This window comes from Ruegeria sp. HKCCD4315 (assembly GCF_013112245.1).
Taxonomy (GTDB): domain Bacteria; phylum Pseudomonadota; class Alphaproteobacteria; order Rhodobacterales; family Rhodobacteraceae; genus Ruegeria.
On sequence record NZ_WVRN01000001.1, the window covers coordinates 1,745,881 to 1,772,509 of the forward strand.

The window sequence follows — 26,629 nt, forward strand, 5'->3', positions numbered from 1 at the left end:
CCCCAGTCGTTATTCGGCAATATCCTCGGCCCAAAGCTCGGGCTTTTCTTCGATAAACCGTCGCATCAACGCGATGCAGTCGGGGTCATCGGCAATTACCACTTCGACCCCGCGCTCGCGCAGGAAGTCTTCGTTGCCTCCGAAGTTCTGCGTGTCACCAATCACGACGCGCGGAATACCGAATTGAACGATGGTGCCCGAACACATCATGCAGGGCGACAGCGACGTGTAAAGCACCGTGTCGCGATAGGATTTCTGCCGCCCGGCCTTGCGTAACGCGTCCATCTCGCCATGTGCAATCGGATCACCGCCCTGAACTCTCTGATTCCGTCCGCGCGCCACAACCTCGCCCCCACGGGCCAGGACCGAACCGATGGGACAGCCGCCCTCATCATACCCGACTTTCGCCTCATCAAAGGCGATGCGCAGCAGGCGGCTGTCGGTCTCGGTCAACATAGGGATGATCCTTGGTTGGGGCGTGTACCGGCAGCCTGCCCAATGGCGCCCCGACCGTCAACGGATCAGGCCAGCTTCATGGTGATAATTCCGGCAATGATCAGCAGCGCCGCCAGAATGCGTAGCGGCGTTACCGCCTCGCCCAGCAGGGTAACCCCAACCAAAAAAGCCCCTACTGCGCCGATGCCAACCCAGATCGTATAGGCAGTGCTCAGCGGCAGCTCGCGCATCGCCAGCGCCAACAAACCGAAAGACCCGATCATGGACACTCCCATAATCGCGGTCGGCAAAAGCCGAGTGAACCCGGCGGATTGCTTCATCGCACCCGCCCAGACAACTTCAAGAATTCCGGCAATAAGCAGCATGATCCATGCCATGAGATGACCTCTTGTCAAAGCGGGTCGTCCCGCATGATCTACCCGTGTTGGGGAGGTCGTCCTCTGCCCTTCAGATAAGCACCCGCGCGGGTGTTTCAAGGCACGAAAAGGCCGGGCAGTCGCAACCGCCCGGCGATACGGGTCAGGCCCGCTAGTTGGTGATGATTTCCGGCCCCATGAAGGTGTTGGGCAGGAAGGTCGATATCCACGGTATGTACGTCACCATGATCAGGAAGACGAACAGGACCGCCAGGAACGGCAGCGCCGCCTTCACAACACTCATCATCGGCATCCCGGCCACGCCAGAGGTCACGAACAGGTTCAACCCGACCGGAGGAGTAATCATCCCGATCTCCATGTTCACTACCATGATGATGCCCAGGTGGATAGGATCGATACCCAGTTCGATGGCGATCGGGAACACCAGCGGGGCCACGATGACCAGCAGACCCGAGGGTTCCATGAACTGACCGCCGATCAGCAAGATCACGTTGACCACGATCAGGAAAGTGACCGGCCCAAGACCCGCTGACAGCATGGCACTTGCGATATGCTGGGGCACCTGCTCATCCGTCAGCACGTGTTTCAGGATCAGCGCGTTGGCAATGACGAACAGCAGCGTGACCGTCAGCTTTCCCGCCTCGAACAGCGTGTGCTTCGTGTCCGGGTGGAAGAAAGCCGTCACCAGCGCATATGGCTTCTTCAGCAATGACAGGTTGGATTGACCTTCTTCTGTGCTGAGCGGCCCCATGTCTTTGTAAACAAAGCTGGCGATCAAGAACGCGTAGACAGCGGCAACAGCAGCGGCTTCGGTCGGGGTAAAGATACCACCGTAGATACCGCCTAGAATGATGACGATCAGAAACAGACCCCAACCGGCCTCGCGAGCCGAGATAAAGACCTCTCCCCAGCCTTTCCATTCACCTTTGGGCAGGTTCTTGACCTTGGCCATGACGTAAATGGTGATCATCAGCATCAGGCCCGCCATCAGGCCCGGAATGACACCCGCCAGGAACATGCGCCCAACCGAAACCTCGACGGCAGCGGCGTACACAACCATCACGATGGATGGTGGGATCAGGATGCCAAGTGTACCCGCGTTACAGATCACACCAGCAGCAAATTCCTTGGAATAGCCCACCTGCCGCATCCCGGCGATGACGATCGAACCGATGGCCACAACGGTTGCCGGGGACGAACCCGAAAGTGCGGCAAACAGCATACAGGCAAACACGCCTGCAATCGCCAGACCACCGGGCAAGTGCCCAACACAGGCAATCGAGAACCGGATGATCCGCCGCGCCACGCCGCCCGTTGTCATGAAGGACGAGGCCAGAATGAAGAACGGGATCGCAAGAAGGGTAAAGTGCCCCTCGAACGCCTCGAACAAAGTTCCCGCGACCGAGGCCAAAGAACTGTCGGAATAGATCAGCAGGAACAAGGTCGAGCTGAGGCCAAGCGCAACCGCAATCGGAACACCGATCAGCAGCAGGCCGATGACCATCGAGAAGAGAAGAATGACGTCCATCAGTTATGCTCTCCTTGCTGAGCGCGGACTTCTTCGATCTCGTCCTCGACTTCGTGGCTGGCGACAAGGCGATCCGTCTCACCACGCCAAATTTGAACGGCGACCTGCGCAAAACGGATGACCAGCAGCAACATCGACAAAGGCAGGATGAAATACGGGACAACCTTGGGCAGTTTTTCGTAGTACTCGCCATAGTTGATCAGGTCCTCAAGGAACCTCAAAGGCGCGACCATCGGAATGTCGTCGACCTCATAAAAACTCTGGCTGCGGGCGTCGAAATTGAACCCGGTCGGGAACCAGCGCCCGGATGTGGGCGGCAAATCGGCAAAGACGGCCCAATAGTCGTAGGCCCCTTTCAGCATCAGCAAAGAAAACACCAGGCAGCAGCCCACTGCAATCAGCGCCAGAATGCGTCGTGGCGCTGGCGACAGCATGTTCAGAATAGCGTCCACACCCAAATGCGCATGTTTCTTCACCGCATAAGACGCACCCAGCAGCACCAGCCAGCCAAAGGTGAACACCGTCAGTTCAAGCGCCCAGAGGATATTGGAATTAAATACAAACCGCGCAATCACGTTGGCAAAGGTTACGACCGTCATCAGGCCCAACAGCAACGCAATCAGGGTTTCTTCGATATGGTCGACCAGCCCGCCTTGGCCGGATTTCGCACCAGACATCTATCTGTCCCCGCATTTTTTGATGATGAGAGAGTGTGTGTGGGCGGGCTTTGTCAGCCCGCCCGGCCTACGCGTCGAATACTCCCCAGTCCCCGGACGCGTGGCCTCGATCCGGTTTAGAAACCGGCGTTGATGGCCTGTGCCGCGTCGATCTTGTCCTGACCAACGTCACCTGCGAACTGATCCCAGACAGGCTTCATTGCATCAACCCACGCCTGACGCTGTTCAGGTGTCAGCTCACGAATGATACCACCCGCGTCAGTGATCGAGGCTTTGGCCGCTTCGTTCACTGCAAAGGCTTCTTTGTTCCGGGTCTCGGTCACTTCGGCCAGAATGGTTGTGAACTGATCACGCACTTCCGGGTCCAGGCTGTCCAGCCAGTCAACCGAGGTCACAACCAGATAGTCGATGATACCGTGGTTGGTCTCGGTGATGCCGTCCTGAACTTCGAAGAACTTCTTGCCATAGATGTTTGACCAGGTGTTCTCCTGCCCGTCCACAACACCCTGCTGCAGCGCACCGTAAACTTCCGAGAACGCCATTTTCTGTGGGCTGCCACCGATCGCTTCCATCTGCGCAACCAACACGTCCGAGGACTGCACGCGGAACTTCAGGCCGTTTGCGTCTGACGGATCTTCCAGCGGCTTGTTGGCCGACATCTGCTTCATGCCATTGTGCCAGAAGGCCAGACCCTGCAGGCCACGGCGCTGCATGCTGTCTTTCATTGCCTGACCATCGGCCGACGCCTGGAATGCGTCTACGGCATCAATGTTTTTGAACATGAACGGCAGGTCGAACAAGCGGAACTGCTTGGTGAATTTCTCGAACTTGGACAAGGACGGCGCGGCCAGTTGAACGTCGCCTTGCAGCATCGCCTCAAGCACCTTGTCGTCATTGTAGAGGGTCGAGTTCGGATAGACCTCCATGCACATCACGCCGTTCATCTCGTCATTGACGCGCTGTTCCAGCAGCGAGGCCGCGATGCCTTTGGGGTGTTTATCGGTGTTCGTCACATGCGCGAACTTCACAACAATCTCACCGTCGTCACATGCCGCCATCCCCGCAGTTGCGGTGACCGTCAGCGCCAGAGCCGTTGCGGCTGTTGTCAAAATCTTCATCTGTTTTCCTCCCAGACTTCCTAGAAACAAGCGTTCAGCGCCGGGTTGGCGCCGTATGGCGTGCAGTGAACCGACTCAGCCGCAACCACACAACATTTCCGTCTGACAGTCAGATGAGGGCATTTATTCATGTAATTTCATTGTGTTACATCAAACCAAACACAACGCCAAGAATCACCTTTTCTTCGACGTGCGAAAATCCGCACACATGAAAATGCCACTTGTGCGGATTTCCGCACAATTTCCGAATCATCCATGCGAATCAATATGGAGGTTGCGTTTGTCGGCTGAATTACCTGCGGTAATCCTCTGGCCGGATTTGGTAGCGCGCCAGCTTGTCATAAAAGGTCTTTCGCGGAAGCTTCAGCGCCTTTGCCGCATCAGACGCTTTTCCATTGTGCCGCCCCAACGCCGCGATCAGCAACGATCGTTCAACACGCGCCATTTGTTCACTGAGGCCCAGATCTGTGGCCTGTGCGACCTCTTCCGGCATCCCCAGAACAAAGCGCATCGCGGCGGACATGAGCGACCGCGCGTTCCCGGGCCAATCGTTGGCCATCAACGCTGCCAGATGTTCCGATGAGATTTCAGGAACCGGGATCCCTGCCTGCTCAGCTGCCTGAGCCACGTAGTGACGAAAGATAACGGGAATATCGTCTGGCCGCTCTGCCAAAGATGGAATCCGAACGCGCATCACGTCCAGCCGATAGAAAAGATCGGCATTGAAACGGCCTTCGGCACTTAAGGCAGACAGATCAGCGGTGGTGCCAGCAATGATCCGACCACCCGGCCCTTGTTCGATCAGTTCAAGCGCCGCAAATTGCGTGGCCTGCGGCATGGCCGAAACCTCGTCAAGAAACAGCGACCCACCCGCTGCATCCTCACAACTGCGGGCCAGATCTTCGGGGCTGAGCGTCGAGGCCGGTCTTTTCACAAACGGTCCCTGCCCCACAGATGACATCAGGTGCACAACCTCGGCCACTTTTGAGATGCCACTGCCAGGAGGGCCAGTCACCAGAACTTCGGCCTGTGTGAGTGCAACGGCGCGAACCCTTTCGCGCAACGCCTCGGCCTGCGGCGAAAGGCCAAACAGCAATCGTGCGGCCGGGTCACCGCGTTCCAGTTCGGATCTCATTGCCCTCTGCTCGATGACTTCGGCTCGGGCTGCGAATGCACGCTCCAGCACATCCAGCAGATCGGACGCGGCACAGGGTTTTTCCAGAAAATCGAACGCGCCCTTACCCATTGCATCAACAGCCATGGGAATATCCCCTTCACCGGTCAGAAGAATGACGGGAAGATCGGGATCGACCTCTCTTGCGTAGGTCAACAGATGAAACCCATCCCGACCCGGCATTCGGATGTCCGAAATGATGACACCGGGAAAGTCCGCTCGGATATGATCCTTGGCCGCGACAAAAGAGCCTGCCGTAGTCGGTTGAACATCCGCCAGTTCAAGCGTTTGTGCCAAAGCCTCACGTACGGCTGCATCATCGTCGACCAAAAGAACTTTTCGGGTCATGCCGCCTCGTCTTCCCGATAGTATTCCAAATCTACAGTAAACATCGCGCCAGTGGGCGCGTTGGTCCCGCGAATGTTTCCACCGAAACTCTGAACCAGCCCGTAAGAAATCGAAAGCCCCAGCCCCATTCCTTCGGACGAACCTACGGCCTTGGTGGTGTAGAACGGCTCAAACAGCTTTTCCGTGTTTTCGATGCCGGGGCCTATGTCACGTACAGTGACCGAAAGCCTCTCGCCATTATTGATCACAATTTGAATGAGGCGTTCATCCTGCTGGCTCATCGCATCTGCGGCGTTGTTGATCAGGTTCACAAAGACCTGCACAAGCCTTACCTCACCACCCCAAGCGTAAACAGGCGCGTTTGGCGGTTGCCAATCCATGGCCACGTTTTCCGTGTTCAGCCTGGCTTCGGTCAGTTCAACGGCCGTATTCAGAACCTGCACCAAATCCACGCGCCCCATCGGTTCGCTTTCGTTGCGGGCAAAGGCCCTCAGGTTCTTGATGATCCGCGCCATACGCGCAGCCATCTCAGAAATGCGGCCCAAGTTCTCGCCCGCTTTCTCGGGTTTTCCACGTTCCACGAACGCTGTGCCATTATCAGCAAACTGCTGGATCGCCATCAGGGGCTGGTTCAGCTCGTGGCTGATCCCTGCTGACATCTGCCCAAGCGCGCTGAGCTTTCCGGCCTGAACCAAGTCCGCCTGTGCGCGCCGCAGCGCCGCTTCGGCTTCCTGTCGTTCCGCGACCTCTTTTTGCAAGCTGTCGTTTGCAACCGTCAGGTCGAGGGTCCGTTTGGCGACTCGACTTTCCAGAACCGCATTGGCTTCTGCCAGCGTCCGCCGCCGTTCCATCGCAAGAAAAAGCATTGCACCAAATGCCAAACAGATTGCTGCGACTGCGGCTGCCTGAAGTCGCGCAAGTTGCAGGGCTGGGGCCACGTCCACCAATACCTCGGCAGTCATATCGATGACCGGCAATTCGAGGGTAAGGTGCAAAGCATCGCGCGGAAGATAGCGCCCCCAGTTCAATTTCCACAGCTCATGCCCACCGACGCGCGTCGAAGCAAAGTCGACCGCCGCGCCGTTGGGCGGTGTTAGTCCTGCCTCTCCTTCCTCGCGAGACCAAAACAGCAGGTCCGACCTGTTCGAGATGAACACAACACCTTCTGCATCAACAAAGAAAACCGCCTCGGTACTGCCACGCCACGTCTGCTCTACATCCTGAACATCGGCAACAACCATCAGTACACCTGTGATCTGACCAAATGGGCCGAAAGCAGGCGCAGCGTAAGAGTAGATCCGATCATCTCCGACAGGCGTAACCTCATGCGCACTGCCCAAGGCCCCCTGCATTGCACGACGGAAAGCGGGGTGTTCGGCCATGTCGGGCTGAGACACAGGCTGCGCTGAAACCAATACCTGCCCTTTTTGGTCCAGGTACATCATGTTGACTGCCGCTGTCTTGTCGGCAACGTCCAGCAACATTGCCTGAGCTTGTCGCTTGTCGGCTTGTTGATCTAATTCTTGCAGAATCGGATGGGTCGCCATCAGCACTGCAAGCTCTTGATACACTTGCATTTGCGTGCTCAGCCGGTCGGCCGCCAGTTCAAGATCAGCTTCGGCCTTTTCACTCAGTTGAGACAGCGCCTGACGGTAGCCATAAGACCAGACGAATCCGGACAGTACCCCGACGGCAATCAGAAAACCGGCTATGAACCAAACCCTGTGCATGTACAGGGTCTTGCATTCAACGCGGCGCGTGGCAAGTGTGCGTCGCATGAAGTCGCTCTCACAATCCCCGACAGAACCTGGTTTCGTCCAGAACCCCTATCCGTTTTACGACACAGCCCGACAAGCCGGAGATCTGTTCTATTGGACCGATTACAGCATGGTTGCCGCTGTGTCCTGCCAGGCCGTCCGCACCTTGCTGAAGGATCGCCGGTTCGGGCGCGAAGTTCCGCCCGAGCACGCAACACAAGGCCCTGCACATCTGGCCCCATGGTTGTCGGTCGAAGCCCATTCGCTGCTTGAAGCCGAGCCACCACGGCACACGCGTCTGCGGGCGTTGGTCATGCGGGCCTTCACGTCACGGGCGATTTCCGCACTGCAGCCTTCGATTGAAACCCTTTGTCATGATCTGATCCGGGATTTCCCACAAGAGCCGTTTGACCTTTTGCATGCCTATTGCACTCAGGTCCCCGTGATTACGATCTGTCGTCTGCTGGGAGTACCCGAAGACATGGCACCGGACTTGCTGCGCTGGTCGCACGACATGGTGGCAATGTACCAAGCCAATCGAACGCGGGACACCGAAGACAAGGCAGCACAATCGGCGCAGGAATTCACAACGTTTCTGGAAGACTACATCGACCAGAAGCGGCGTGACCCGCGTGACGATCTGATTACACGATTGATCGCTGCAGAAGAGGAAGGCGAGAAACTTTCCCGAGAGGAGTTGGTCGCGACCTGTATTCTGCTGTTGAATGCCGGTCATGAAGCGACGGTGCATTCCCTGGGGAATGGGGTCAAAACCTTACTGGAAACGCAAACAGACCCAAGCGTCTTACGACCAGACAAGATTGACTCAACCATCGAAGAAATCCTGCGTTATGACCCGCCCCTGCATATGTTTACGCGCTATGCCTACGAGGATGTCGATATTTTTGGGCATAGATTCAAACGCGGCGATCAGGTTGCTTTGTTGCTGGGGGCCGCGAACCACGACCCCGCTGTCTGGCAAGAACCGAACACTTTCCGCCCCACGCGGTCTATCGATGTGAACACCAGCTTTGGTGGCGGGATCCACTTCTGCGTTGGTGCACCTTTGGCACGGTTGGAAATGCGTATCGCGCTTCCAATCCTGTTCGATGCCTGTCCAGACCTACGGCTGGCCGCGCCCCCGACTTATTCGGACAGTTATCATTTCCATGGCTTGGAGCAGGTTCTGGTACAAATCTGAAGTCGCGTTTCCACCTTGCTGTCAGCCCGCACTGCTACGCCTTATCAACCAATGCGTTCAACGGCAGCATTGTGGTGGATTTGATTTCTTCCATCGACAAAAGCGCCGTGACGTTGTGCACCCGCACCTCTGAAATCAGTGATTGATAAAAAACGTCATAGGCGCGTGCATTCTTGACCCTGACTTTGAGGATATAGTCGATGTCGCCAGCCAGCCTGTGTGCCTCTTGCACTTCGGGGTGATCGCGCAACGCTTTCAGAAACTTGCGCTGCCATTCGGCCTCGTGCTCGGACGTACGAATCAAGACGAAGAATGTCGCCTCGAATCCAAGCGCTTCGGCGTCCAGCAAAACTGTCTGCTGACCAATGATACCGGCCCCTTTGAGCTTACGGATGCGATTCCAAACCGGCGTCTTGGAACTGCCTACACGGGCCGCGATTTCATCCAGCGACTGACCCGCATCGCGTTGCAGCTCGGCCAGAATTTTCCGATCCGTTTCGTCTATTCGAACCGACATTCCAGTTTTCCTTCCAATTCGAGGTTTTCGTTCCAATTCTCAACAATAATGGAACATGTGTTCTTATTTAACCGCCCATATGGCGCTTTAGCGGGAATATTTCCTATATTGGAGGCCAAGTCAAACCACACCCGAGACGATCCAATGCAGGACATGCTCACAATCAGATCCAAAGGACACGTCGACTTTGTCGGCGCCGGTCCCGGTGATCCCGAATTGCTAACGCTCAAAGCGCTCACCGCGTTTGAGCAGGCTGATATCGTACTGCATGACCGCCTGATCAGCGCACCTGTGCTGGATTTGGCCGGCCAAACCGCAAAACTGGTTGATGTCGGCAAAGCCGGGTTTGGGCCGTCCTGGAAGCAAAGCGATATTGATGCGCTTCTGGTGGACTATGCCCAAAAGGGCAAGCGCGTGGTGCGCCTCAAGTCAGGGGACCCAACCGTGTTTGGTCGTCTGGATGAAGAAATCGAAGCGGTCGAGGCCGCTGGCATTGACTGGCAAATCATCCCCGGCATTACAGCTGCATCTGCGGCTGTTGCAAGCATTGGGCAAAGCCTGACCCGTCGGGGCCGCAACTCTTCCGTGCGGTTTCTGACCGGGCACGACATGAAGGGCTTCGCCGATCACGACTGGGCCGCGCTGGCCCGCGCAGGATCGGTTGCTGCGATTTACATGGGGAAGAAATCGGCCCGGTTCATCCAAGGGCGTCTGATCATGCACGGTGCGGATCGTGCAACTCCGATCACGCTGGTCGAAAACGCCTCGCGCCCGAACCAACGCATTCTGGCCACCACATTGGACAAACTGCCAACTGATCTGGCCGCCGCTGAATTGGACGGCCCTGCCCTGACCTTCTATGGCCTTGCCCCGCGCGAAGCGGCGCAGGCCGTGACTGAATTCAATAAGGAGCTTGCCTGATGGCCCGCGCTTTTACCCCCAAAGTCGTCACCGCAAATGATCTGCTGGAAGGTGATGTGATTTATCAAACCGAAGACGACCGCTGGTCGCGCGATCTTTCCGATGCGGAACTGATCACCGATGAAGCGCATGCCCAGGTGCGTCTGCTGGATGCCGAGCGTCAGGCGAACAAGATTGTGGGTGCCTATCTGGCTGACGCCGTTGCTGGTGAACACGGCCCTGAGCCCACCCATTTTCGGGAAGACTTCCGCCGGACTGGTCCGTCCAACTATGCCCACGGCAAACAGGAATCTTCCTCGCAGCCCCGGGCCTGACCTCAGGCCCTCTCTCTCCCCTTCTATGGCCCCAAGGTTCGGGGCTGCAACCAAGGACAGCTAGACATGTATCGCTACTCCGAGTTTGACACAGCTTTTTTGGCAGAGCGCAACAAGCAGTTCCGCGCGCAGGTCGAGCGTCGTATCGACGGCTCACTGACTGAGGATGAGTTCAAACCCCTGCGCCTGATGAACGGCCTGTATCTGCAGCTGCATGCTTACATGCTGCGGGTCGCCATTCCGTACGGCACCCTGTCCAGCGCGCAGATGCGCCAGCTGGCCTTGCTGGCCGAAAAGTGGGACAAAGGCTATGGCCATTTCACCACCCGTCAGAACATTCAGTACAACTGGCCCAAGCTGAACGACGTGCCAGATATGCTGGACGCGCTGGCCGAGGTTGGCATGCACGCCATTCAGACCTCGGGCAACACCATCCGCAACGTGACAGCAGATCACTTTGCCGGTGCCGCCGCGGATGAGATCGCTGACCCGCGCCCTTACGCAGAACTGCTGCGCCAGTGGTCGACCGACCACCCGGAGTTCCAGTTCATGCCGCGTAAATTTAAGATCGCCATCACCGGCAGCGAAAACGACCGCGCCGTGATCAAAGCACACGACATCGGCCTGCAACTGGTTGAGCGTGATGGTGTTCTGGGCGCGCGCGTGATCGTGGGCGGCGGACTGGGCCGGACCCCAATGATCGGCAAGGAACTTTCCGAATTCGTCGCGTTTGACGACCTGCTGGCCTACCTCGAAGCCACCGTTTCGGTTTGGAACCAGATCGGCCGCCGCGACAACAAATACAAGGCGCGCATCAAGATCACCGTGCATGAGCACGGTATCGATGCCATCCGCGCCAAGGTCAACGAGCGTTTCCTGCAGGTTCGCCCGCAGTTCAAAGGTGCCGACATGGCGCTGCTGGAAGAAATCAAGGGCCACTTTGCTGCCCCTGCCTTCCGCGAAGGTTCGGTTGCGTCGTTCGAAAGCGCCTACACCAACGATCCGGTTTTCCGTTCGTGGGTCGACACCAATATCGCACCGCACAAAAACGCGGACCACGCGATCGTTACGATCTCGATCAAGAAACATGGCGCGACGCCGGGCGATGCGACTGCCGAGCAGATGCGCGTGATGGCCGATCTGGCCAAAGAGTTCGCCTATGACGAGCTGCGCATCAGCCACGAGCAGAATGTGATCCTGCCGCATGTCCACAAGTCGGACCTGCCTGCGATCCATGCAAAGCTGAAAGAGTACGAACTGGCGACCGCCAATATCGGCCTGATCAGCGACATCATTGCCTGCCCCGGCATGGACTACTGCGCGCTGGCAACGGCCCGCTCGATCCCCGTGGCGCAGGAAATCGCAACGCGTTTCGAAGACCTGAAGCTGGAGCATGATATTGGCCACCTGAAGATCAAAATCTCGGGCTGCATCAATGCATGTGGCCACCACCATGTGGGCCACATCGGCATCCTGGGCCTGGATCGTGCAGGCGTCGAGAATTACCAGATCACTCTGGGTGGCGACGCGACTGAAACCGCTGCAGTCGGCGACCGCACAGGCCCAGGATTTGCCTATGATGAAATCGTGCCGGCAGTGGAACGCATCGTCGACACATACCTGACCCAGCGGGAGAGCGCTGAAGAAACCTTCCTGGAGACCTACCGCCGCGTCGGTATGGCTCCGTTCAAGGCCGCTCTCTACCCCGAGGCTCAGGCGAATGCCGCTTGACCTGATCCAGACGGAACTGGGCAAAGATCGCAGCGAGCTGACCGAAAAAGTCGAAACGCTGAACGCCCGGTTCCGACACCACAGTGCGCATGACGTCATGCACGGCGCGCTGGAGGAAATTGACAAATTGGCTTTGGTCTCAAGCTTTGGGGCTGAGTCGGTTGTGTTGCTGCACATGGCCGCGGTGGTCGACAAGATGACCCCGGTGCTGTTCGTAGACACGCAGATGCTGTTCACCGAAACGCTGGAGTACCAGCAGGAGGTCAGCGAGCGTCTGGGCCTGAAGAATGTCCAAATCATTCGTACAGATGATGAGGATGTTCAGCGTGACGACCCTTATGGTGCGTTACGTCTGCGGGATACGGATGCGTGCTGCAACCTGCGCAAGACTTTCCCGCTGCAAAAGGCTCTGACGGGCTATTGCGGCTGGATCACCGGGCGCAAACGGTTTCAGTCGGGCACTCGCGCCGCGCTTGACTTCTTTGAGGTCGAGGACGGCACGGGCCGGATCAAGGTTAACCCGCTGGCCCATTGGGCGCGCGAAGACGTGCGCGCCTACATGGAAGAAAACAACCTGCCCCGGCATCCGCTGGTGGCCAAAGGATACCCTTCGATCGGCTGTGCGCCCTGCACCTCGCCGGTCAAAGAGGGCGAAGACCCCCGCGCCGGGCGCTGGCGCGACCAGAACAAGGAAGAATGCGGCATCCATTTTGTCGATGGCAAGATGATGCGCGCCGGAGAGAAAACATGAACGTAATCGTAACGGATGAGGGCTTTTCGCCCGATGACTGGACCGACGGCTTTGTCACTCTGGACGATGCCGCCAATGATGTGGTCGCGCTGGACGTCGCTTCGGACACCGACCCGAATGAATTGATAGACCGTTTGGGCAGTGCCAAGATGGTGCGCGTCGATTTCCCGTCCTCAGCGGATGGACGCGGCTTTACCATTGCACGCGTCCTGCGCCTGAAAGGCTACACAGGCCGCCTGCGCGCCAAAGGCAACGTGCTGGCGGACCAATACGCCATGGCCCGCCGCTGCGGTTTCGATGAGGTCGAAATTGATCACGCCCTTGCGGATCGTCAGCCCGAAGATCAGTGGTTGGCGCGTTCCAAATGGCAAGACAACAACTATCAGGCCCGCTTGCGCGGCTGACACCGCCATCGCCAGCTTGTGATGTAAGGGGGCAATCTGTCCCCTTTTCCTGACTTGGATCAAAGATTAAACGGAGATGTCGGTTTAGCTGACCGGCAGTGAAATGATGACAGAGATGAAATCCGTGAGTGAAGCAACCGCCGTTAAGGCCCCCGTTCTGCCAGATGCCCAGACTGTCACCGAGGTGACGCACTGGACTGATAGCCTGTTCTCGTTCAAGGTCTCGCGCCCGGCCTCGCTGCGCTTTCGTTCGGGTGAGTTTGTGATGATCGGCCTTTTGGGTGATAACGGCAAACCGTTGCTGCGCGCCTATTCGATTGCTTCGCCGTCCTGGGACGAAGAGTTGGAGTTCTATTCGATCAAGGTTCAGAACGGCCCGCTGACTTCGAAACTGCAACACATCAAGCCCGGCGATCAGATCATCCTGCGCCCCAAGCCGGTTGGTACGCTGGTGCATGACGCCCTGCTGCCCGGCAAACGCCTGTGGTTCTTTGCCACCGGCACCGGCTTTGCACCTTTTGCCTCGCTGCTGCGTGAACCGCAGACCTATGAGGATTATGACGAGGTCATCATCACCCACACCTGCCGCGAAGTTGCTGAACTGGAGTATGGCCGTCAGCTGATCGAAAACATCCGTCAGGACGAACTGCTGGCTGAGCTGATGGGCGAAGGGTTTGCGGACAAAATCCGCTACTACCCGACCACTACCCGGGAAGACAGCCCCAAAATGGGCCGTATCACCACCCTGCTTCAGGACGGCACCGTGTTTGAAGATCTGGGCATCGAAGGCGGCATCAAGCCTGAAACCGACCGCGCGATGGTTTGTGGATCGTTGGCCTTCAACCTGGATATCAAGGAAATCCTCGAAGGGTTCGGCCTGCGCGAAGGTGCAAATTCCGACCCGAAGGAATTCGTGATCGAAAAAGCCTTTGTTGGGTAATTCCAATTTGCGTTCGGGGCTTTCCGGCTCTGAACGCGAAGAATGCCCGATAAAACAAGTTTTTTCACATCATCCTGTATTTATGCCGCTTGAAGTGCGGCGCAGCCCGGTTTAAATTCCGGGCTCGAAATTCTGCAATTATCAAAGGAATGAACCCATAGCTCGCAGACCTCACAACGCGCCGCCTCAACGAGAAACCGGCCCGCGCGTCAATGACAGAATCCGTGCCCCCGAAATTCGCCTGATTGGTGCCGAAGGTGAAAATGTCGGGGTGGTTCATCCCGCCAAAGCCATGCAACTTGCGGCCGATGCCGGCCTTGACCTTGTCGAGATCTCGCCCAATGCGAACCCGCCGGTCTGCAAGATCATGGATTTCGGCAAATACAAATACGAACAGCAAAAACGCGAAAGCGAAGCCCGCAAGAAGCAAAAAGTCATCGAGGTGAAAGAGGTCAAATTCCGGCCCAACACCGATACCCATGACTACGACGTCAAGATGAAGAACGTCGTCAAGTTTCTTGAGAAAGGTGACAAGGTCAAAGTCACGCTACGGTTCCGCGGACGTGAAATGGCGCACCAGAATCTGGGGCGCGAATTGTTGGAGCGTGTGGCCGAGGACATCAAGGAAATCGGCAAGGTTGAAAACATGCCGAAGATGGAAGGCCGTCAGATGATCATGATGATCGGCCCGCTTCCCCAGAAATAAGCCAAACACAGGCTGCAAGATCACAGGCTCTCGCTGGATTGGCGAGAGCCTTTTGGTTTCTACAACTGTTAGATGACCGCGTTCAAAGCCCGCCGCAATTTGCCGACAAGTTCGTCAATCTGCGCGTCTTCGATGATGAACGGAGGTGCCAGTAGAATGTGATCCCCGTTTCGCCCATCCCGTGTCCCCGCCATGGGGTAACAGATCAAGCCTTCAGCCATTGCAGCCTTTTTCACCTTTCCGGCGATGCCCAGGGACGGATCGAACGGAGCTTTGGTACCCCGATCCGACACAAGTTCGATCCCGCGGAAGAGGCCCCGCCCGCGCAGATCGCCAACATTTGCGTGCTGTCCAAACGCTGCCTCAAGGGCCGAATGCACTTTGTCTCCCATGACCCCGGCGCGGGCTGGCAAGTCTCGGTCCGTCAGCTCACGGACCACCGCGAGCGCAGCGGCTGTGGCAACCGGGTGACCGATATAGGTGTGCCCATGTTGGAAAAACCCTGACCCATCCCGAATAGCATCATAGATCGCACCAGTGCACAGCATGGCTCCGATCGGTTGATATCCGGCCCCTAAGCCTTTGGCGATGCACAGTATATCAGGCTCGATGCCGTCATGATCGCAGGCAAACAGGTGACCTGTACGCCCCATGCCACACATTACCTCATCCAGGATCAACAGCACCCCGTATTGGTCGCAGATTTCTCGGATACGTTTGAAATACCCTTCAACCGCCGGAACCGCGCCGAGCGTTGCACCAACCACCGGTTCCGCCATGAACGCCATGACAGTCTCGGGGCCCAGGCGCAGGATTTCGACCTCTAGCTCGTTGGCAACGCGCTGACCATAGTCAAAGCTGCTTTCGCCCTCGGGTTTTTCGGCATATTCATAACAGGCCGAAATATGGGTCATCTCGATCAGCATGGGCGCGAACTGAGCACGCCTCCAGGCGTTGCCCCCGGCAGACAAAGCGCCCAGCGTGTTGCCGTGGTAGCTTTGTTTTCGCGCGATGACATGCCGACGCTCTGGCTGACCGATTTCAAGGAAATACTGACGTGCCAGTTTGATCGCCGCCTCGGTTGCCTCAGACCCGCCCGATACGAAATAGACCCTGTCCAAATCGCCCGGCGCATGCTGGATCAACAGATCCGCCAGCGCCTCAGCCGGTTCAGAGGTCATGAAACCGCTGTGGGCAAAGGCGATCTGTTCCACCTGTTCTTGAACCGCGCGGATCACTGCAGGGTTGGAATGCCCCAGGCAAGACACGGCCGCGTCACCGCAGTCCAGATACCGCTTGCCTTGCGCGTCGATCAGATAGCACCCATCCCCACCTGCTGCGATGGGCAGATCCGATTTGGTGTGGCGCGGGAATACGTGACTCATGTTCTGGCCTTTCCAAGCAGTTCAACCAAAGCCGCGACCGAAGCCGCATTATCCGCCCACGGCGTGCCATCCGGCCCCGTCAGGCTATTTTCAAATCCAACGCGCACATCACCCCCGCGCCGCGCTGCTTCGGCCAGACAGGCGTGTTCTTGTGTGCCAAACGCGCAGACCATCCAATGGTTTTGACAGTTCGGGAAGGCATCCAGATCTGCCGGTACAGATTGCTGACCGTCGCTATAGCGTCCCAGAACAAACAGCCGGTCCGTCTGATCCTTACGGACAATGTCATCCTGCTGCCACTGGTCCAACAGCCGAGCGTCTTCCGCATCGTACAGAATATGCTGCACCCGCGTTCCCTGATCAGCGCAGAGCGCATAGACACGCGGTGCAAGGTTGGGGTCGCGCGCAATCTCTCGTACCGAAATCGAGGCCCAGTCTGGACGCACCTGCTCCAAGCAGGCCAGCTGCGCGGGAACGTCAAATATCCCTGCCGCTTCGGTTGTGATTTGAACATCCAATCCCGGCGCGATGCGGCGCAATTCGGCGATCGTTTCCAGATATGATCCAGCGTCCAGCGAGTGCTGACCCTTCGCGTCCCGTACATGAACATGAATGCCCTGCGCCCCTGTAAGGTGGCAGGCCCGCGCAGTTTTGACGATCTGATCTATCGTGACCGGCAGGGCAGGATGATCTGCTGCAGTTCGCCGCGCGCCATTGGGCGCGACTAGAATATAGAGGGTTTTGTTGTCGTCGGCAGGGATGGGATTCATCTGTTCTTTCCTTGTACAAGGGTGCACCTAGACCCCACTCCATTCGTTTTCAATTTACCCCATAGAAAACATATGTTTTTATTTTAGCCATGACCCCTACCCTGATGGCACTCACGGATCAGTTAAGGCGCGAGATCGATCAGATGCCTGCGCAAATGCAGGTCGCGGCGAAGTATGTTGTCGATCATCCTGGCGACTTTGGGCTGAACCCAATCCGCGAAACCGCCGACAGGATCGGCATCAGTTCAAACGTGTTGGTACGGCTTGCACAGCGCATGGGCTTTGACAGCTTCGATGCTTTTCGCCAACCGTTTCGCCGCGCCTTGACAACGGACAGCGAAGACCGGCTGGGGCAAGGCTGGTTAGAAGCTTCGGCGGGGCAAGACCCGTTTCATCTGGCGCAAGTCAAATTCGCTCAGAACGAGATGAATGTTGTTTCGCGATCCCTGCGCCTGATGGATCCGCATCTGACGCAACACGCCATCGGGCACATGGTTTCCGCGCGGCGCTGTTACGTTACCGCGACCCGGTCCAGCCACGCCCTGGCCTATTACTTTCACTACGCAGGCCGCATGGCCCATCCCGGATTGCAACTGGTGCCCCGCCACATGGGGTCAGCTATCGACGATTTAGTCGAGGCCACAGATGAAGATTGTTTGTTTGCCATCACCGTCCATCCCTATTCCGCCGACACAATCCAGTCGATGCGATTTGCTCGTGACAGGTCCATGCGCATCGTGTTGCTGTCGGACAGCGAGGTGATCGCACCCGGGGTTGAACCGGATGTGGTTCTGCCTGTCAGCACCCGGACATTGCACCCATTCTCAAGCTTTTCCGGCGCGATGGCCGTGTTGGAATGTTTGCTCGGGCATCTTTTTGAGGCCAGCGGCAAAGAGGCCCGGGACCGCGTGGAACAGTATCAAAAAGCAAGGGAAGACACGGGCGCCTATTGGCGGCCCGGTGTTTTGCCAAAGCTCAGGAAGCCCTAACAACCTGGCTGCGTCGCGGCCCGCGCGCAGCTATTCGGCTAGGTTTTCCGTTTAGCACGGGGCTGCGGTCTGGTCGGGATTTCCTTTAGAAGCCCGCCAACCCCCATCGCTGCAATGTCTGCACCCCTAGTCTCAATTCCACACGCGATTCTGGATAGAACCCAATCGGCACCGTTCAACGCCGGAGAGCGCGCGCAACCGGGCAATCCAATCACCGGGCGATCTTGCAAGGCGCCCAAAAACAAGAGGTTTCCCGGATCCACCGGCATTCCAAAGCGATCCACCTGCCCGCCAGCCAGACGCACAGCCGACGGTGCTACATCTTCAGTGTCCGACGTCGCAGACCCTGTCAGGATCATCAGCACATCCCCATCGCTTTGCGAGACTGCTTCGGCCAGAGCTTCGACCCGGTGCGGAACGATCTGCACATCACACAGGTTCATATCCAGCAACTCGACCCGCCCTCGAATGGCGGCAATCCCTTTCTCATTTGATGGTCCGCCCGGAATGTCCGTCACGATCAGCCCGGCTGTTTGGTGAACCGGACGCGCCAAACGTATTGCGCCCTGTGCCAAACCGGCGGCGCGTTGGACATCCTCTGCCGGCACAGCGTAAGAGATGACCTTGATGGTCGCCACCATACCACCTGGTCCCATTTGCTGATGCTGGGGCACCGTGGCCACTGTGATCATCGGATTGACTTGGTTGAACCGCTCAAGCGCAGCGACATCCAAAACGGCCACCCCCGGTCCATCGGCCAAAAGGTTGACCCGCCCGGTAAACGCCTCGGTCACGCGCAGGTTGGCTGCGGCAGCATCAGGCGCAAGGGCTGCCGCCAAGTTACGTGCGGCCTCGTCCTCATGGCAGTCACCGGTATCAAGCTGTGCGACAATGACTTCGCTTAGACCAGCTTGCGTCAACTGCACGATATGTTCGGGCTGCAATGCCAGTCCCTTTCGCAGCTTGCGCCCACCTGCAGTGACCGAATGCGCCAGAATGGCCCCTTCGGCCTGCGCTACGGGAACCGGGCCAAACCTCATGCTTTGCCCCGCAAGACCGCTGTCATCTGAGCAAGAATAGCAACGGCGATTTCTGCAGGTCCCGCAGCACCAATATCCAATCCGATCGGGCCGTGAATTCTGGAAATCTGTTCCTCAGTGAACCCTGCAGCTTTCATGCGATCCACCCGTTTGGCATGGGTGCGCGTCGAGCCCAGAGCGCCGATATAAAATACACCTGCATCAAGTGCCGCTTGCAGCGCCGGGTCGTCCAGCTTGGGATCATGGGTCAGCAAGACAATGGCGGTCCGCGCGTCCAGCCCCAGCTTGGCCACCGCTTCGTCCGGCCAATCAGTCAGGATCGTTTCCCCCGGAAATCGCGCGCTGGATGCAAAGGCATCGCGCGGATCGATGATGGCCGGATCATAGCCCGCAATGCGCGCCATCGGTACAAGTGCCTGTGCGATATGGACGGCACCCACAACGATCAGCCGCAAAGGTGGGTTGTGAACCGCCACAAAGGTTTCGCCGTCCTCCTCAAAACCGGACCGATCCATACGCAGCCGTTCCGCATAAACGTTGCGGCGCAAAGCCCTGTGCCCGGTGTTTGTATTCACTTCATACGCCACCGGCTCGCGTGCGGCACGGGCTGCGACCAATTCTGCCAGCATGGGCTCGGGCAGGACCTTTCCAATGGGTTCGACCAGAACACGGATCGTACCGCCGCAGGCCAGACCAACGGCAAAGGCATCCTCGTCGCTGACGCCAAATTCCAAAAGCCGGGCTTCGCCCTCGTCCAAGGCTTCAAGCGCTTCAACGATCACCGCACCTTCTACACAGCCGCCGGAAACCGAGCCTTCAATCCGCCCGTCGCCGCCGATCACCAGTTGAGACCCTACGCGTCTCGGCGCGCTGCCCCAGGTTTCGACAACGGTCGCCAAGGCCGCGCCCCGCCCGCTGCGGTGCCAGCCCAAAGCCGTTTCCGGGCTGTTGTCGAATCGCTCCATCAAACCCTCCAGATGTCACCCGTTTCCAACATAGGCAGGATTGACGCGAAGAAAAGCGCGGCAGTCTAGCCAAAAGGTCTATGTCTGTTCTTTTTCAGCGCTATCAATGGCTGAACCACATTCAACAAATCATAGGATTGATTGTTAGGTGTCAGAGCTCTAGCTTGCACATGCAACCGGTATTGTACCGGACTGCGTATCCAAAATTTATATATCGGAGACAAGCAGTTGAAACGTTTTTTGACACTGGGTGCCGCAGTAGGTCTTTTGGCCTCGACGGCGGCGTGGGCTGACACATTCCAACGGTATGGAGAAGTCGAGGGCTGGAAAGTCTTCATCGACAATGAACGGAAATCCTGCCTGATCGAGGCCGTGGATGATGCGGAAAACGTCGTGCAGATGGGTCTGACCGAAGATCGCAGCGTCGGTTATGTCGGTGTGTTCACCAAAGCTGACACCGATATCAAACGGGGCGAGACGCAAGAGGTTGCCATCCTGATTGGTGACAACATCTACTTGGGTGAAGCCACAGGTATGAAAGGCAACATCACCAAGGGTTATTCAGGCGGTTACATTCTGTCGGACAATCCTCAATTCGCGGACGATCTGGCCAAGAAAAAGGTCATGATCGTGTTCCCCGAGACAGCGTATGCCTTCACTGTTGATCTGACCGGCACATACAAAGCTATGGAAATGGCGCGTAAGTGCAACGACGAGCAGCTGTCGTAGTCGACTAACTGGAAAGCGCGGCCATCAGCCGGGCTTTCTGACCCTGGTCGTCGGGTTTTGAAATCACGTCGGCCAGGTCTTCGAGTGAGGCAATGGAATGCCCTGCCCGGAAACTGTCCACATGCGGCAGCATGGTCGCCACGCCTTGCGCTTTTGGGGCGAACCCGTCCCAGCGCAGCAACGGATTCAGCCAGATCAGCCGTTTTGAAGACAGGTGCAGGCGCTCGATCTCTTTTTGCAGAACCTTAGGATCGCCCCGCTCCAACCCATCGGTAATGAGCAAGACAACCGCCCCCTGCCCCATGACGCGGCGCGACCAGTCACGGTTGAATTGGTGAAGGCACTCTCCTATACGCGTGCCGCCTTCCCAATCCTGCGCCTCGGCCCCGGCGGCGGCAAGCGCTGCATCCACATCCCGTTGACGTAAATGTCGGGTGATGTTGGTCAGGCGGGTGCCGAAAGTGAAAGCATGAACTTTGGCCCAGCCTGCACCTTTGGCGTTCGATACCGTATGCAGGAAATGCAGGATAATCCGACTGTATTGGCTCATCGATCCTGAGATATCACACAATGCCACAAGGTTGGGCCAGCGTGGCTTGGGCCGTAGCCTGTAGATATCGTGCAGCTCTCCGCCTTGCCGCATAGCCCCGCGCAAGGTGCGCGCCCGGTCTATTCGGTGCCCAAGATGGCTCGCCTGCCCCCGGCGCGACTCGATGGGTTTGACCGGCAGAGTCATCCGCGCCAAGACGCGTTTGGCTTGCGCTATTTCAGCGGTGCTCATCTGTTCAAAATCCAGATTGCGCAGTCGTTCCTCGGATGACGCCGTCTGAGTGGCGTCTATCTCGATTTCAGTTTCGCCTTCGTCTTGCGCGGCAGGTTCAGGCATATCCCGTTCGACGCCGTCCAACAGTGCCTCGGCCGCCCGTTTTTCACCCGCGTCCGCTTTACGCTCTTCCTGCACGCCGCGAATGGCGGGCAGCATCATGGCCATCATGTGTTCCATGTATCGTGGATCACGCCAATACATTCGGAAGACTTGCGCGAACACCGTTCGATGTTCCGGGCGGTTCACAAAACAGGCGTGCAGAGTCCAGTAAAAGTCCCGTTTCTTAGTAAACCCAGCCGCCTGCACGGCGTTGATGGCATCAATCACGCGCCCTGGGCCAATTGGCAAACCCGCCTTTCTGAGGGCACGGGCGAAGTGCGTGATATTCTGCGCCAGCTTTGGATTGTCCGGTATGTCCAGAGGGAGTTGTTCTGCCATCAGCATCCATGGGGGCTCTGCCCCCATACCCCCGGAGTATTTGTGAAAAGATGAAGCATCAGGCCGGTTCGAGGGTCGCCTTGGCCTCGTCCAGAATGCGTTTCGCCTCGGACCCTTGCAGTTTCTGGATGTCGTCCTGGTATTTCAGGATTGCGCCCAGAGTGTCGCCGATCACCTCTGGGCTGAGGTTCATCACATCCAGCGCCAGCAAGCATTTGGCCCAGTCAATGGTCTCAGCCACACCGGGTTTCTTGAACAGGTCCTCGGTGCGTAGTCGTTGAACAAAGGCCACGACCTCACGGCTGAGCGCATCAGCCGCTTCAGGTGCACGGGCGTGCAGGATTTCGATTTCGCGCTCGAAATCGGGATAGTCGACCCAATGATAAAGGCAGCGGCGTTTGAGGGCGTCATGCACCTCGCGCGTGCGGTTTGACGTGACAATGACAACGGGCGGCACGGGCGCTTTGACGGTGCCGAGTTCCGGGATCGTGACCTGAAAATCGCTGAGGGCCTCAAGCAGGAAGGCTTCGAAAGGTTCGTCGGTGCGGTCCAGCTCGTCGATCAGCAGAACCGGCGCGCCATATTCATCAGGCCGCATCGCTTGCAACAAGGGGCGTTCGATCAGGTATTCGTCTGAGAACAATTCCGCCTGAAGCGCGCTTCGGTCCGCCCCGCCCGACGCCTCAGCCGTACGGATCGCCACCATCTGCGCCGGAAAGTTCCATTCGTAAACGGCGGAGGACGCATCCAGACCTTCGTAGCATTGCAGACGGATAAGACGGCGATTTAACCCCGCAGCCAGCGCTTTGGCGATCTCGGTTTTACCAACGCCCGCTTCGCCCTCAAGAAACAACGGTCGGCCCAGTTTCAACGACAGAAAAACAACAGTCGCAAGGGCGCGTCCGCAGACATAGCCCTGGGCTCCCAACATCTGCTGCACGGCATCAATTGAATTTGGTTGCGTCATGAACCCTCTCTCCTTAGCGGACAAACAGGTCATGCACCGACCTGCGCGTCAAGACCTCGCGCCAAGACACAGCTACGACGTTCCGGTTGGTTGACAAGTTTTTTTGCCAAGGCGCGCGGTCGCGGTTGGTCTTTTTCAACAGCTATGCTAGCGGAAAGCCATGACCGATACCCTCACGATCCGCCGCCCCGACGACTGGCATCTGCATCTGCGCGATGGCGCCATGCTGCAGGCCGTTCTGCCCGAAACCGCGCGCCATTTTGGCCGTGCGATCATCATGCCCAATCTGGTGCCTCCGGTTGTCACCGGCGCGCACGCTGCGGCTTATCGCGACCGCATCATGGCCGCGCTGCCCGACGATATGACGTTTGAGCCGTTGATGACACTTTATCTGACCGAGGATACGGACCCGGACGATCTGGCGGCTGCCCATGCAAGCGGTTTGGTCAAGGCCGTGAAGCTGTACCCCGCAGGGGCTACGACCAACTCGCATTCGGGCGTGAGGAACTTTGACAACGTGCGTCCTGTGCTGGAGCGTATGGCCGAGATTGGCTTGCCCCTGTGTGTGCACGGTGAAGTCACCGACGCGGAGATCGACATTTTTGACCGTGAGGCAGTGTTCATCGACCGTGTACTGGACCCGATCCGAAAGGCCACTCCGGGTCTGCGCGTGGTGATGGAGCATATCACCACCCGAGACGGTGTTCAGTATGTCAAAGCCAATGAGGCAAATCTGGGCGCAACAATCACGGCGCATCACCTGATCATCAACCGCAACCACATTCTGGTTGGCGGGATCAAACCGCATTATTACTGCCTGCCCGTCGCCAAACGTGAAGAGCATCGGTTGGAGTTGTTGAAAGCCGCCACCTCGGGCGATCCGCGGTATTTCCTTGGCACCGACAGCGCTCCGCATACGGATGACAACAAGGAAATGGCCTGTGGTTGCGCGGGATGCTTCACGGCAACCAACACTATGTCCCTGGTGGCCGAGATGTTCGACCGCGAAAGTGCATTGGACAAGCTGGAAGGCTTTGTGTCGCTGAATGGTCCCGCTTTCTATCGAATGCCCGTGAACGAGGACACCATCACGCTGACCAAGGGCGAGCCGGTCGAATACCCCGACAAGATCGAAACCGGAGACGGACCCGTCACCGTTTTCGACCCCGGCTTTCCGTTGCATTGGCGCGTGGTTTAACCTGTCAGTTTGACAGCCAGATCGCGGGCGCGACCTCCGGTGCGCAGCATTGACCAGATCGCGTCCGCCTTATCCGTGCCGATCAACTTGGCCGCTTTGGCGCGGACACGGTCCTCGCGGTCAGACAGTGACATTGGGGTCAGCAGATCATGCGTTGCCTCACGACGAATACCGTCGCGGCGCAGCAAGGCCAAATGCGCCTGTGTCTCTGACAAGCTTTCATCTGCTTCAACAGTGATGCGGTCGCGCAAGGACGTAATGCGTGGGTCAGCGCAAACCTTATCCGTATAACTGCCGGGCAAGGCGGTATCATATCCCAGGGCCTGCATCGCGATGACAGTGCGGTATGAGAATTTAGCCCCTAACCCGCTTGCAGGTGTCAGCTGATTGCACACACTCATCCAACGCGGATGGGTTTTGATCTTGATCTCGGCCACTTCAGGCTCGGCGATGTCCAGTTCCCGCGCCGCTTCGAGCGCGGCGTGCAAGCCGTGACAACAGGCATGGAACTTGTGACTGACGCTTTCGAACAACCATTCATCGCCCAAACCGTCCAGCGCGCTTAAATCAGACACGCCCTGATGGGTTGCACCAAAGCCAAACGGGCCTTCGAGCGCATCGGCATTGGCCTGAAACCCGTGCTGCACCAGCAAGGCTGTTTCGACACCGGCTGACGCCGCAAGGCCCGCGTTATATGGCTTGCCCATCGTCCCGAACTGCGCCTTCAGTCCGGCTGCACGGGTGGCGGTCAGACCCAAAACGGATCGCATCTGGTTTATATCGAAGCCCAACAATCGCCCTGCGGCGACGGCGGCCCCAAATGCGCCGGACGTGGCTGTCTGGTGAAACCCGACCTGATAGTGCCCCCGACCCAACCACAGGCCAACACGAATTGAGGTTTCCATCCCAATCAAAGCGGCTTCGAGCAAGTCGACCAGAATACGATCATCCCACTCGGCCACAGCAAGCGCCGCCGGAAGGATGGCAACAGACGGATGCCCGATATGGGCAAAATGCGTGTCGTCATAATCCAGCGCATGAGACACGGTGCCATTCACCAACGCGGCTCCGCGCAATGGCGCTTCGCCTCCGCCAAATAGATGGGCCTGTGCCTGACCACCCTCGTCCAGAACCATCTTGCGAATGATGGATGAGACAGGTTCGTTCGCACCCGCTCGACCAACCGCAACCCAGTCCAGCACGGACAGAGACGTCACAATCCGCGCCTGAGATGTTGTTGAAATCGGTCCCGCCGCAAACGCGGCCAATGATGAAGTGAAATCCGTCATGGGCGCAGTCTAGCGAGCGCAATTGCCGCGTAAAGACCTAGCCGTAGAGTTCTTGGGCCCGCGCCTCGAACGCACGTACGATCCTTTGCATGGCTTCGTTGAACACGACGCCAATGATCCCTTGCAGAATCGCGTTCTTGAACTCGAAATCCACGTGGAACGAGATATTGCAGCCTCCATCCGGCGCATCCTCGAATTGCCAGTCGGACTTCATGTATTTGAAGGGGCCATCCAGATACTCGGTATCGATCTTCTTCTGGTCTGCAAATAGAGTCACCCGGCTGCCAAAACGTTCGCGGAACACTTTGAACGAGATGACCAGATCAGCTTCCATCACCTGCGCCTCGCCCACAGCATATGTCTTGCGGATCCGAGCTGCAGCGCACCACGGTAGAAACTGCGGATACTTGGCCACGTCCGCCACCAGATCATACATCTGCTGGGCCGTGTATGGCAGGTGGCGAGTTTCCGAATGGATAGGCATGACGTCCGGTATTTGCAGGTGACAATGGCGCGTCATGTCGTATGTTGCGCGCCAAAGATCAAGGGGGCAACGATGACTGACCGCGCATATGTGATAGATGAGATGATCTCGGCCAAGGCCATCGCTGCCAGAATTGAAGAGCTCTGTCGCGAAATCACAGCAGAATTCGGCAACACCGACAAGCTGGTTGTCGTGGGCTTGTTGCGCGGCAGTTTTGTTTTTATCGCCGATCTGGTCCGCGAATTGGATTTGCCGATCGAAGTGGATTTCCTTGAGGCGTCATCATACGGCGACGCCATGGAAAGCAGTCGGGAAGTTCGTATTCTCAAGGACTTGCGCGGCGCAATTGAAGGGCGTGATGTGCTGGTCGTTGAAGATATTGTGGATACAGGTCACACGCTGAATCATGTCACCAAACTTCTTCAAAGCCGCAAACCCGCGCGCCTAAAATCCATTGCCCTGCTCGACAAGCCCAGTCGTCGTGAAGTGGATTTCCGCTCAGACTGGATCGGGTTTGAGATCCCGGACGAATTTGTGGTCGGTTACGGCATCGACTACGCGCAGCGAAACAGAAACCTGCCCTTTATCGGCAAGGTCCGGTTTACGGGCGAATAAGTTGGCCTTCACTC

28 protein-coding genes are annotated in these 26,629 nt (G+C 57.6%); 12 read left to right on the forward strand and 16 right to left on the reverse strand.

The window, feature by feature from the left end:
* Positions 1-9 precede the first annotated feature (9 nt).
* The 7 genes from GS646_RS08795 to GS646_RS08825 all read right to left on the reverse strand — a co-directional run bounded on the left by GS646_RS08795 (position 10) and on the right by GS646_RS08825 (position 7,456).
* Positions 10-456: a nucleoside deaminase gene (locus GS646_RS08795; RefSeq protein ID WP_171182990.1), complete on the reverse strand. Its 447-nt coding sequence runs from the start codon at positions 454-456 to the stop codon at positions 10-12.
* A 65-nt stretch (positions 457-521) separates the two neighbouring features.
* Complete coding sequence (locus GS646_RS08800) at positions 522-833, reverse strand: multidrug efflux SMR transporter (RefSeq protein ID WP_171182988.1); 312 nt, start codon at positions 831-833, stop codon at positions 522-524.
* A 151-nt stretch (positions 834-984) separates the two neighbouring features.
* A complete protein-coding gene (locus GS646_RS08805; protein ID WP_171182986.1) occupies positions 985-2,361 on the reverse strand; it encodes a TRAP transporter large permease in 1,377 nt (458 codons plus the stop codon).
* Positions 2,361-3,038, reverse strand: coding sequence for a TRAP transporter small permease (locus tag GS646_RS08810; protein WP_171089745.1), 678 nt, complete (start codon positions 3,036-3,038; stop codon positions 2,361-2,363). Before GS646_RS08810 ends, GS646_RS08805 begins: the two co-directional genes overlap by 1 nt.
* A gap of 116 nt (positions 3,039-3,154) precedes the next feature.
* Complete coding sequence (locus GS646_RS08815) at positions 3,155-4,156, reverse strand: DctP family TRAP transporter solute-binding subunit (protein ID WP_171089743.1); 1,002 nt, start codon at positions 4,154-4,156, stop codon at positions 3,155-3,157.
* Positions 4,157-4,448: 292 nt separating this feature from the next.
* Complete coding sequence (locus tag GS646_RS08820; protein WP_171182984.1) at positions 4,449-5,678, reverse strand: sigma-54 dependent transcriptional regulator; 1,230 nt, start codon at positions 5,676-5,678, stop codon at positions 4,449-4,451.
* Positions 5,675-7,456, reverse strand: a complete 1,782-nt coding sequence (locus tag GS646_RS08825) for an ATP-binding protein (RefSeq protein ID WP_171182983.1) — start codon at positions 7,454-7,456, stop codon at positions 5,675-5,677. The genes GS646_RS08820 and GS646_RS08825 overlap by 4 nt, the downstream gene beginning before the upstream one ends.
* Between GS646_RS08825 and GS646_RS08830 the strand changes: the two genes are divergently transcribed.
* On the forward strand, positions 7,455-8,636 hold the full coding sequence (locus tag GS646_RS08830; protein ID WP_171646884.1) for a cytochrome P450: 1,182 nt from the start codon (positions 7,455-7,457) through the stop codon (positions 8,634-8,636). The genes GS646_RS08825 and GS646_RS08830 overlap by 2 nt on opposite strands.
* Before the next feature lie 34 nt (positions 8,637-8,670).
* Here GS646_RS08830 and GS646_RS08835 read toward each other — a convergent pair whose 3' ends face one another.
* Positions 8,671-9,153 carry an Lrp/AsnC family transcriptional regulator gene (locus tag GS646_RS08835; protein ID WP_171089735.1) on the reverse strand — a complete coding sequence of 161 codons (483 nt, stop codon included), beginning with the start codon at positions 9,151-9,153 and terminating at the stop codon, positions 8,671-8,673.
* Between the two features lie 144 nt (positions 9,154-9,297).
* On the opposite strand from GS646_RS08835, the gene cobA reads away from it, so the two are divergent.
* The 7 genes from cobA to infC all read left to right on the forward strand — a co-directional run bounded on the left by cobA (position 9,298) and on the right by infC (position 14,920).
* Positions 9,298-10,074 carry a uroporphyrinogen-III C-methyltransferase gene (gene cobA / locus GS646_RS08840; RefSeq protein ID WP_171646882.1) on the forward strand — a complete coding sequence of 259 codons (777 nt, stop codon included), beginning with the start codon at positions 9,298-9,300 and terminating at the stop codon, positions 10,072-10,074.
* Positions 10,074-10,388, forward strand: coding sequence for a DUF2849 domain-containing protein (locus GS646_RS08845; RefSeq protein ID WP_171182977.1), 315 nt, complete (start codon positions 10,074-10,076; stop codon positions 10,386-10,388). Before cobA ends, GS646_RS08845 begins: the two co-directional genes overlap by 1 nt.
* 66 nt (positions 10,389-10,454) lie before the next feature.
* Entirely contained in the window at positions 10,455-12,119 is a 1,665-nt protein-coding gene (locus GS646_RS08850) for a nitrite/sulfite reductase (RefSeq protein ID WP_171182975.1), read from the forward strand.
* The gene (locus GS646_RS08855; protein WP_171182973.1) at positions 12,109-12,870 is read left to right on the forward strand and encodes a phosphoadenylyl-sulfate reductase; all 762 of its coding nucleotides are present in this window, start codon (positions 12,109-12,111) and stop codon (positions 12,868-12,870) included. Before GS646_RS08850 ends, GS646_RS08855 begins: the two co-directional genes overlap by 11 nt.
* Positions 12,867-13,274: a DUF934 domain-containing protein gene (locus GS646_RS08860; protein WP_171182971.1), complete on the forward strand. Its 408-nt coding sequence runs from the start codon at positions 12,867-12,869 to the stop codon at positions 13,272-13,274. The genes GS646_RS08855 and GS646_RS08860 overlap by 4 nt, the downstream gene beginning before the upstream one ends.
* Positions 13,275-13,380: 106 nt before the next feature.
* Positions 13,381-14,214: a ferredoxin--NADP reductase gene (locus GS646_RS08865; protein ID WP_171182969.1), complete on the forward strand. Its 834-nt coding sequence runs from the start codon at positions 13,381-13,383 to the stop codon at positions 14,212-14,214.
* 157 nt (positions 14,215-14,371) lie between these two features.
* The gene (infC, locus tag GS646_RS08870) at positions 14,372-14,920 is read left to right on the forward strand and encodes a translation initiation factor IF-3 (RefSeq protein ID WP_171091146.1); all 549 of its coding nucleotides are present in this window, start codon (positions 14,372-14,374) and stop codon (positions 14,918-14,920) included.
* A gap of 68 nt (positions 14,921-14,988) precedes the next feature.
* On the opposite strand, the gene GS646_RS08875 is transcribed toward infC, so the two are convergent.
* On the reverse strand, positions 14,989-16,305 hold the full coding sequence (locus GS646_RS08875) for an aspartate aminotransferase family protein (RefSeq protein WP_171182968.1): 1,317 nt from the start codon (positions 16,303-16,305) through the stop codon (positions 14,989-14,991).
* Positions 16,302-17,075, reverse strand: a complete 774-nt coding sequence (locus tag GS646_RS08880; protein ID WP_171646880.1) for a 3-keto-5-aminohexanoate cleavage protein — start codon at positions 17,073-17,075, stop codon at positions 16,302-16,304. Before GS646_RS08880 ends, GS646_RS08875 begins: the two co-directional genes overlap by 4 nt.
* Positions 17,076-17,179: 104 nt before the next feature.
* Here GS646_RS08880 and GS646_RS08885 point away from each other — a divergent pair, with 104 nt between their 5' ends.
* Positions 17,180-18,064, forward strand: coding sequence for a MurR/RpiR family transcriptional regulator (locus tag GS646_RS08885; RefSeq protein WP_253758526.1), 885 nt, complete (start codon positions 17,180-17,182; stop codon positions 18,062-18,064).
* A 38-nt stretch (positions 18,065-18,102) separates the two neighbouring features.
* Here the strand turns inward: GS646_RS08885 and GS646_RS08890 are convergent, their stop codons facing one another.
* Together GS646_RS08890 and GS646_RS08895 are read right to left on the reverse strand one after the other, a co-directional pair.
* Complete coding sequence (locus tag GS646_RS08890; protein WP_171182962.1) at positions 18,103-19,104, reverse strand: molybdopterin-binding protein; 1,002 nt, start codon at positions 19,102-19,104, stop codon at positions 18,103-18,105.
* Entirely contained in the window at positions 19,101-20,069 is a 969-nt protein-coding gene (locus GS646_RS08895; RefSeq protein ID WP_171646878.1) for an XdhC family protein, read from the reverse strand. The genes GS646_RS08890 and GS646_RS08895 overlap by 4 nt, the downstream gene beginning before the upstream one ends.
* Before the next feature lie 228 nt (positions 20,070-20,297).
* Between GS646_RS08895 and GS646_RS08900 the strand changes: the two genes are divergently transcribed.
* The gene (locus GS646_RS08900; protein ID WP_171089709.1) at positions 20,298-20,798 is read left to right on the forward strand and encodes a hypothetical protein; all 501 of its coding nucleotides are present in this window, start codon (positions 20,298-20,300) and stop codon (positions 20,796-20,798) included.
* Positions 20,799-20,802: 4 nt separating this feature from the next.
* Here the strand turns inward: GS646_RS08900 and GS646_RS08905 are convergent, their stop codons facing one another.
* The gene (locus GS646_RS08905) at positions 20,803-22,062 is read right to left on the reverse strand and encodes a VWA domain-containing protein (protein ID WP_171646876.1); all 1,260 of its coding nucleotides are present in this window, start codon (positions 22,060-22,062) and stop codon (positions 20,803-20,805) included.
* A gap of 58 nt (positions 22,063-22,120) precedes the next feature.
* The gene (locus GS646_RS08910) at positions 22,121-23,029 is read right to left on the reverse strand and encodes a MoxR family ATPase (protein ID WP_171182956.1); all 909 of its coding nucleotides are present in this window, start codon (positions 23,027-23,029) and stop codon (positions 22,121-22,123) included.
* 160 nt (positions 23,030-23,189) lie between these two features.
* Between GS646_RS08910 and pyrC the strand changes: the two genes are divergently transcribed.
* Entirely contained in the window at positions 23,190-24,227 is a 1,038-nt protein-coding gene (gene pyrC / locus GS646_RS08915; RefSeq protein ID WP_171182954.1) for a dihydroorotase, read from the forward strand.
* Here pyrC and GS646_RS08920 read toward each other — a convergent pair.
* The gene (locus GS646_RS08920; RefSeq protein ID WP_171182952.1) at positions 24,224-25,516 is read right to left on the reverse strand and encodes an MmgE/PrpD family protein; all 1,293 of its coding nucleotides are present in this window, start codon (positions 25,514-25,516) and stop codon (positions 24,224-24,226) included. The genes pyrC and GS646_RS08920 overlap by 4 nt on opposite strands.
* Positions 25,517-25,553: 37 nt before the next feature.
* Positions 25,554-26,000: a type II toxin-antitoxin system RatA family toxin gene (locus tag GS646_RS08925; RefSeq protein ID WP_171183625.1), complete on the reverse strand. Its 447-nt coding sequence runs from the start codon at positions 25,998-26,000 to the stop codon at positions 25,554-25,556.
* Between the two features lie 72 nt (positions 26,001-26,072).
* On the opposite strand from GS646_RS08925, the gene hpt reads away from it, so the two are divergent.
* On the forward strand, positions 26,073-26,615 hold the full coding sequence (gene hpt, locus GS646_RS08930; protein ID WP_171089696.1) for a hypoxanthine phosphoribosyltransferase: 543 nt from the start codon (positions 26,073-26,075) through the stop codon (positions 26,613-26,615).
* Positions 26,616-26,629: the final 14 nt, after the last annotated feature.

Excerpts from the sequence above, each read along its gene's own strand:
- pyrC (WP_171182954.1), top strand. The coding sequence starts at position 23,190 with ATGACCGATACCCTCACGATCCGCCGCCCCGACGACTGGCATCTGCAT.
- GS646_RS08910 (WP_171182956.1), bottom strand. The coding sequence starts at position 23,029 with ATGACGCAACCAAATTCAATTGATGCCGTGCAGCAGATGTTGGGAGCC.
- GS646_RS08865 (WP_171182969.1), top strand. The coding sequence starts at position 13,381 with ATGACAGAGATGAAATCCGTGAGTGAAGCAACCGCCGTTAAGGCCCCC.
- GS646_RS08885 (WP_253758526.1), top strand. The coding sequence starts at position 17,180 with ATGGCACTCACGGATCAGTTAAGGCGCGAGATCGATCAGATGCCTGCG.
- cobA (WP_171646882.1), top strand. The coding sequence starts at position 9,298 with ATGCAGGACATGCTCACAATCAGATCCAAAGGACACGTCGACTTTGTC.
- GS646_RS08795 (WP_171182990.1), bottom strand. The coding sequence starts at position 456 with ATGTTGACCGAGACCGACAGCCGCCTGCTGCGCATCGCCTTTGATGAG.
- GS646_RS08820 (WP_171182984.1), bottom strand. The coding sequence starts at position 5,678 with ATGACCCGAAAAGTTCTTTTGGTCGACGATGATGCAGCCGTACGTGAG.
- GS646_RS08835 (WP_171089735.1), bottom strand. The coding sequence starts at position 9,153 with ATGTCGGTTCGAATAGACGAAACGGATCGGAAAATTCTGGCCGAGCTG.
- hpt (WP_171089696.1), top strand. The coding sequence starts at position 26,073 with ATGACTGACCGCGCATATGTGATAGATGAGATGATCTCGGCCAAGGCC.
- GS646_RS08860 (WP_171182971.1), top strand. The coding sequence starts at position 12,867 with ATGAACGTAATCGTAACGGATGAGGGCTTTTCGCCCGATGACTGGACC.
- GS646_RS08830 (WP_171646884.1), top strand. The coding sequence starts at position 7,455 with ATGAAGTCGCTCTCACAATCCCCGACAGAACCTGGTTTCGTCCAGAAC.
- GS646_RS08855 (WP_171182973.1), top strand. The coding sequence starts at position 12,109 with ATGCCGCTTGACCTGATCCAGACGGAACTGGGCAAAGATCGCAGCGAG.
- GS646_RS08825 (WP_171182983.1), bottom strand. The coding sequence starts at position 7,456 with ATGCGACGCACACTTGCCACGCGCCGCGTTGAATGCAAGACCCTGTAC.
- GS646_RS08810 (WP_171089745.1), bottom strand. The coding sequence starts at position 3,038 with ATGTCTGGTGCGAAATCCGGCCAAGGCGGGCTGGTCGACCATATCGAA.
- GS646_RS08805 (WP_171182986.1), bottom strand. The coding sequence starts at position 2,361 with ATGGACGTCATTCTTCTCTTCTCGATGGTCATCGGCCTGCTGCTGATC.
- GS646_RS08815 (WP_171089743.1), bottom strand. The coding sequence starts at position 4,156 with ATGAAGATTTTGACAACAGCCGCAACGGCTCTGGCGCTGACGGTCACC.
- GS646_RS08880 (WP_171646880.1), bottom strand. The coding sequence starts at position 17,075 with ATGAATCCCATCCCTGCCGACGACAACAAAACCCTCTATATTCTAGTC.
- GS646_RS08905 (WP_171646876.1), bottom strand. The coding sequence starts at position 22,062 with ATGGCAGAACAACTCCCTCTGGACATACCGGACAATCCAAAGCTGGCG.
- GS646_RS08850 (WP_171182975.1), top strand. The coding sequence starts at position 10,455 with ATGTATCGCTACTCCGAGTTTGACACAGCTTTTTTGGCAGAGCGCAAC.
- GS646_RS08920 (WP_171182952.1), bottom strand. The coding sequence starts at position 25,516 with ATGACGGATTTCACTTCATCATTGGCCGCGTTTGCGGCGGGACCGATT.
- GS646_RS08895 (WP_171646878.1), bottom strand. The coding sequence starts at position 20,069 with ATGGAGCGATTCGACAACAGCCCGGAAACGGCTTTGGGCTGGCACCGC.
- GS646_RS08925 (WP_171183625.1), bottom strand. The coding sequence starts at position 26,000 with ATGCCTATCCATTCGGAAACTCGCCACCTGCCATACACGGCCCAGCAG.
- GS646_RS08890 (WP_171182962.1), bottom strand. The coding sequence starts at position 19,104 with ATGAGGTTTGGCCCGGTTCCCGTAGCGCAGGCCGAAGGGGCCATTCTG.
- GS646_RS08845 (WP_171182977.1), top strand. The coding sequence starts at position 10,074 with ATGGCCCGCGCTTTTACCCCCAAAGTCGTCACCGCAAATGATCTGCTG.
- GS646_RS08875 (WP_171182968.1), bottom strand. The coding sequence starts at position 16,305 with ATGAGTCACGTATTCCCGCGCCACACCAAATCGGATCTGCCCATCGCA.
- GS646_RS08800 (WP_171182988.1), bottom strand. The coding sequence starts at position 833 with ATGGCATGGATCATGCTGCTTATTGCCGGAATTCTTGAAGTTGTCTGG.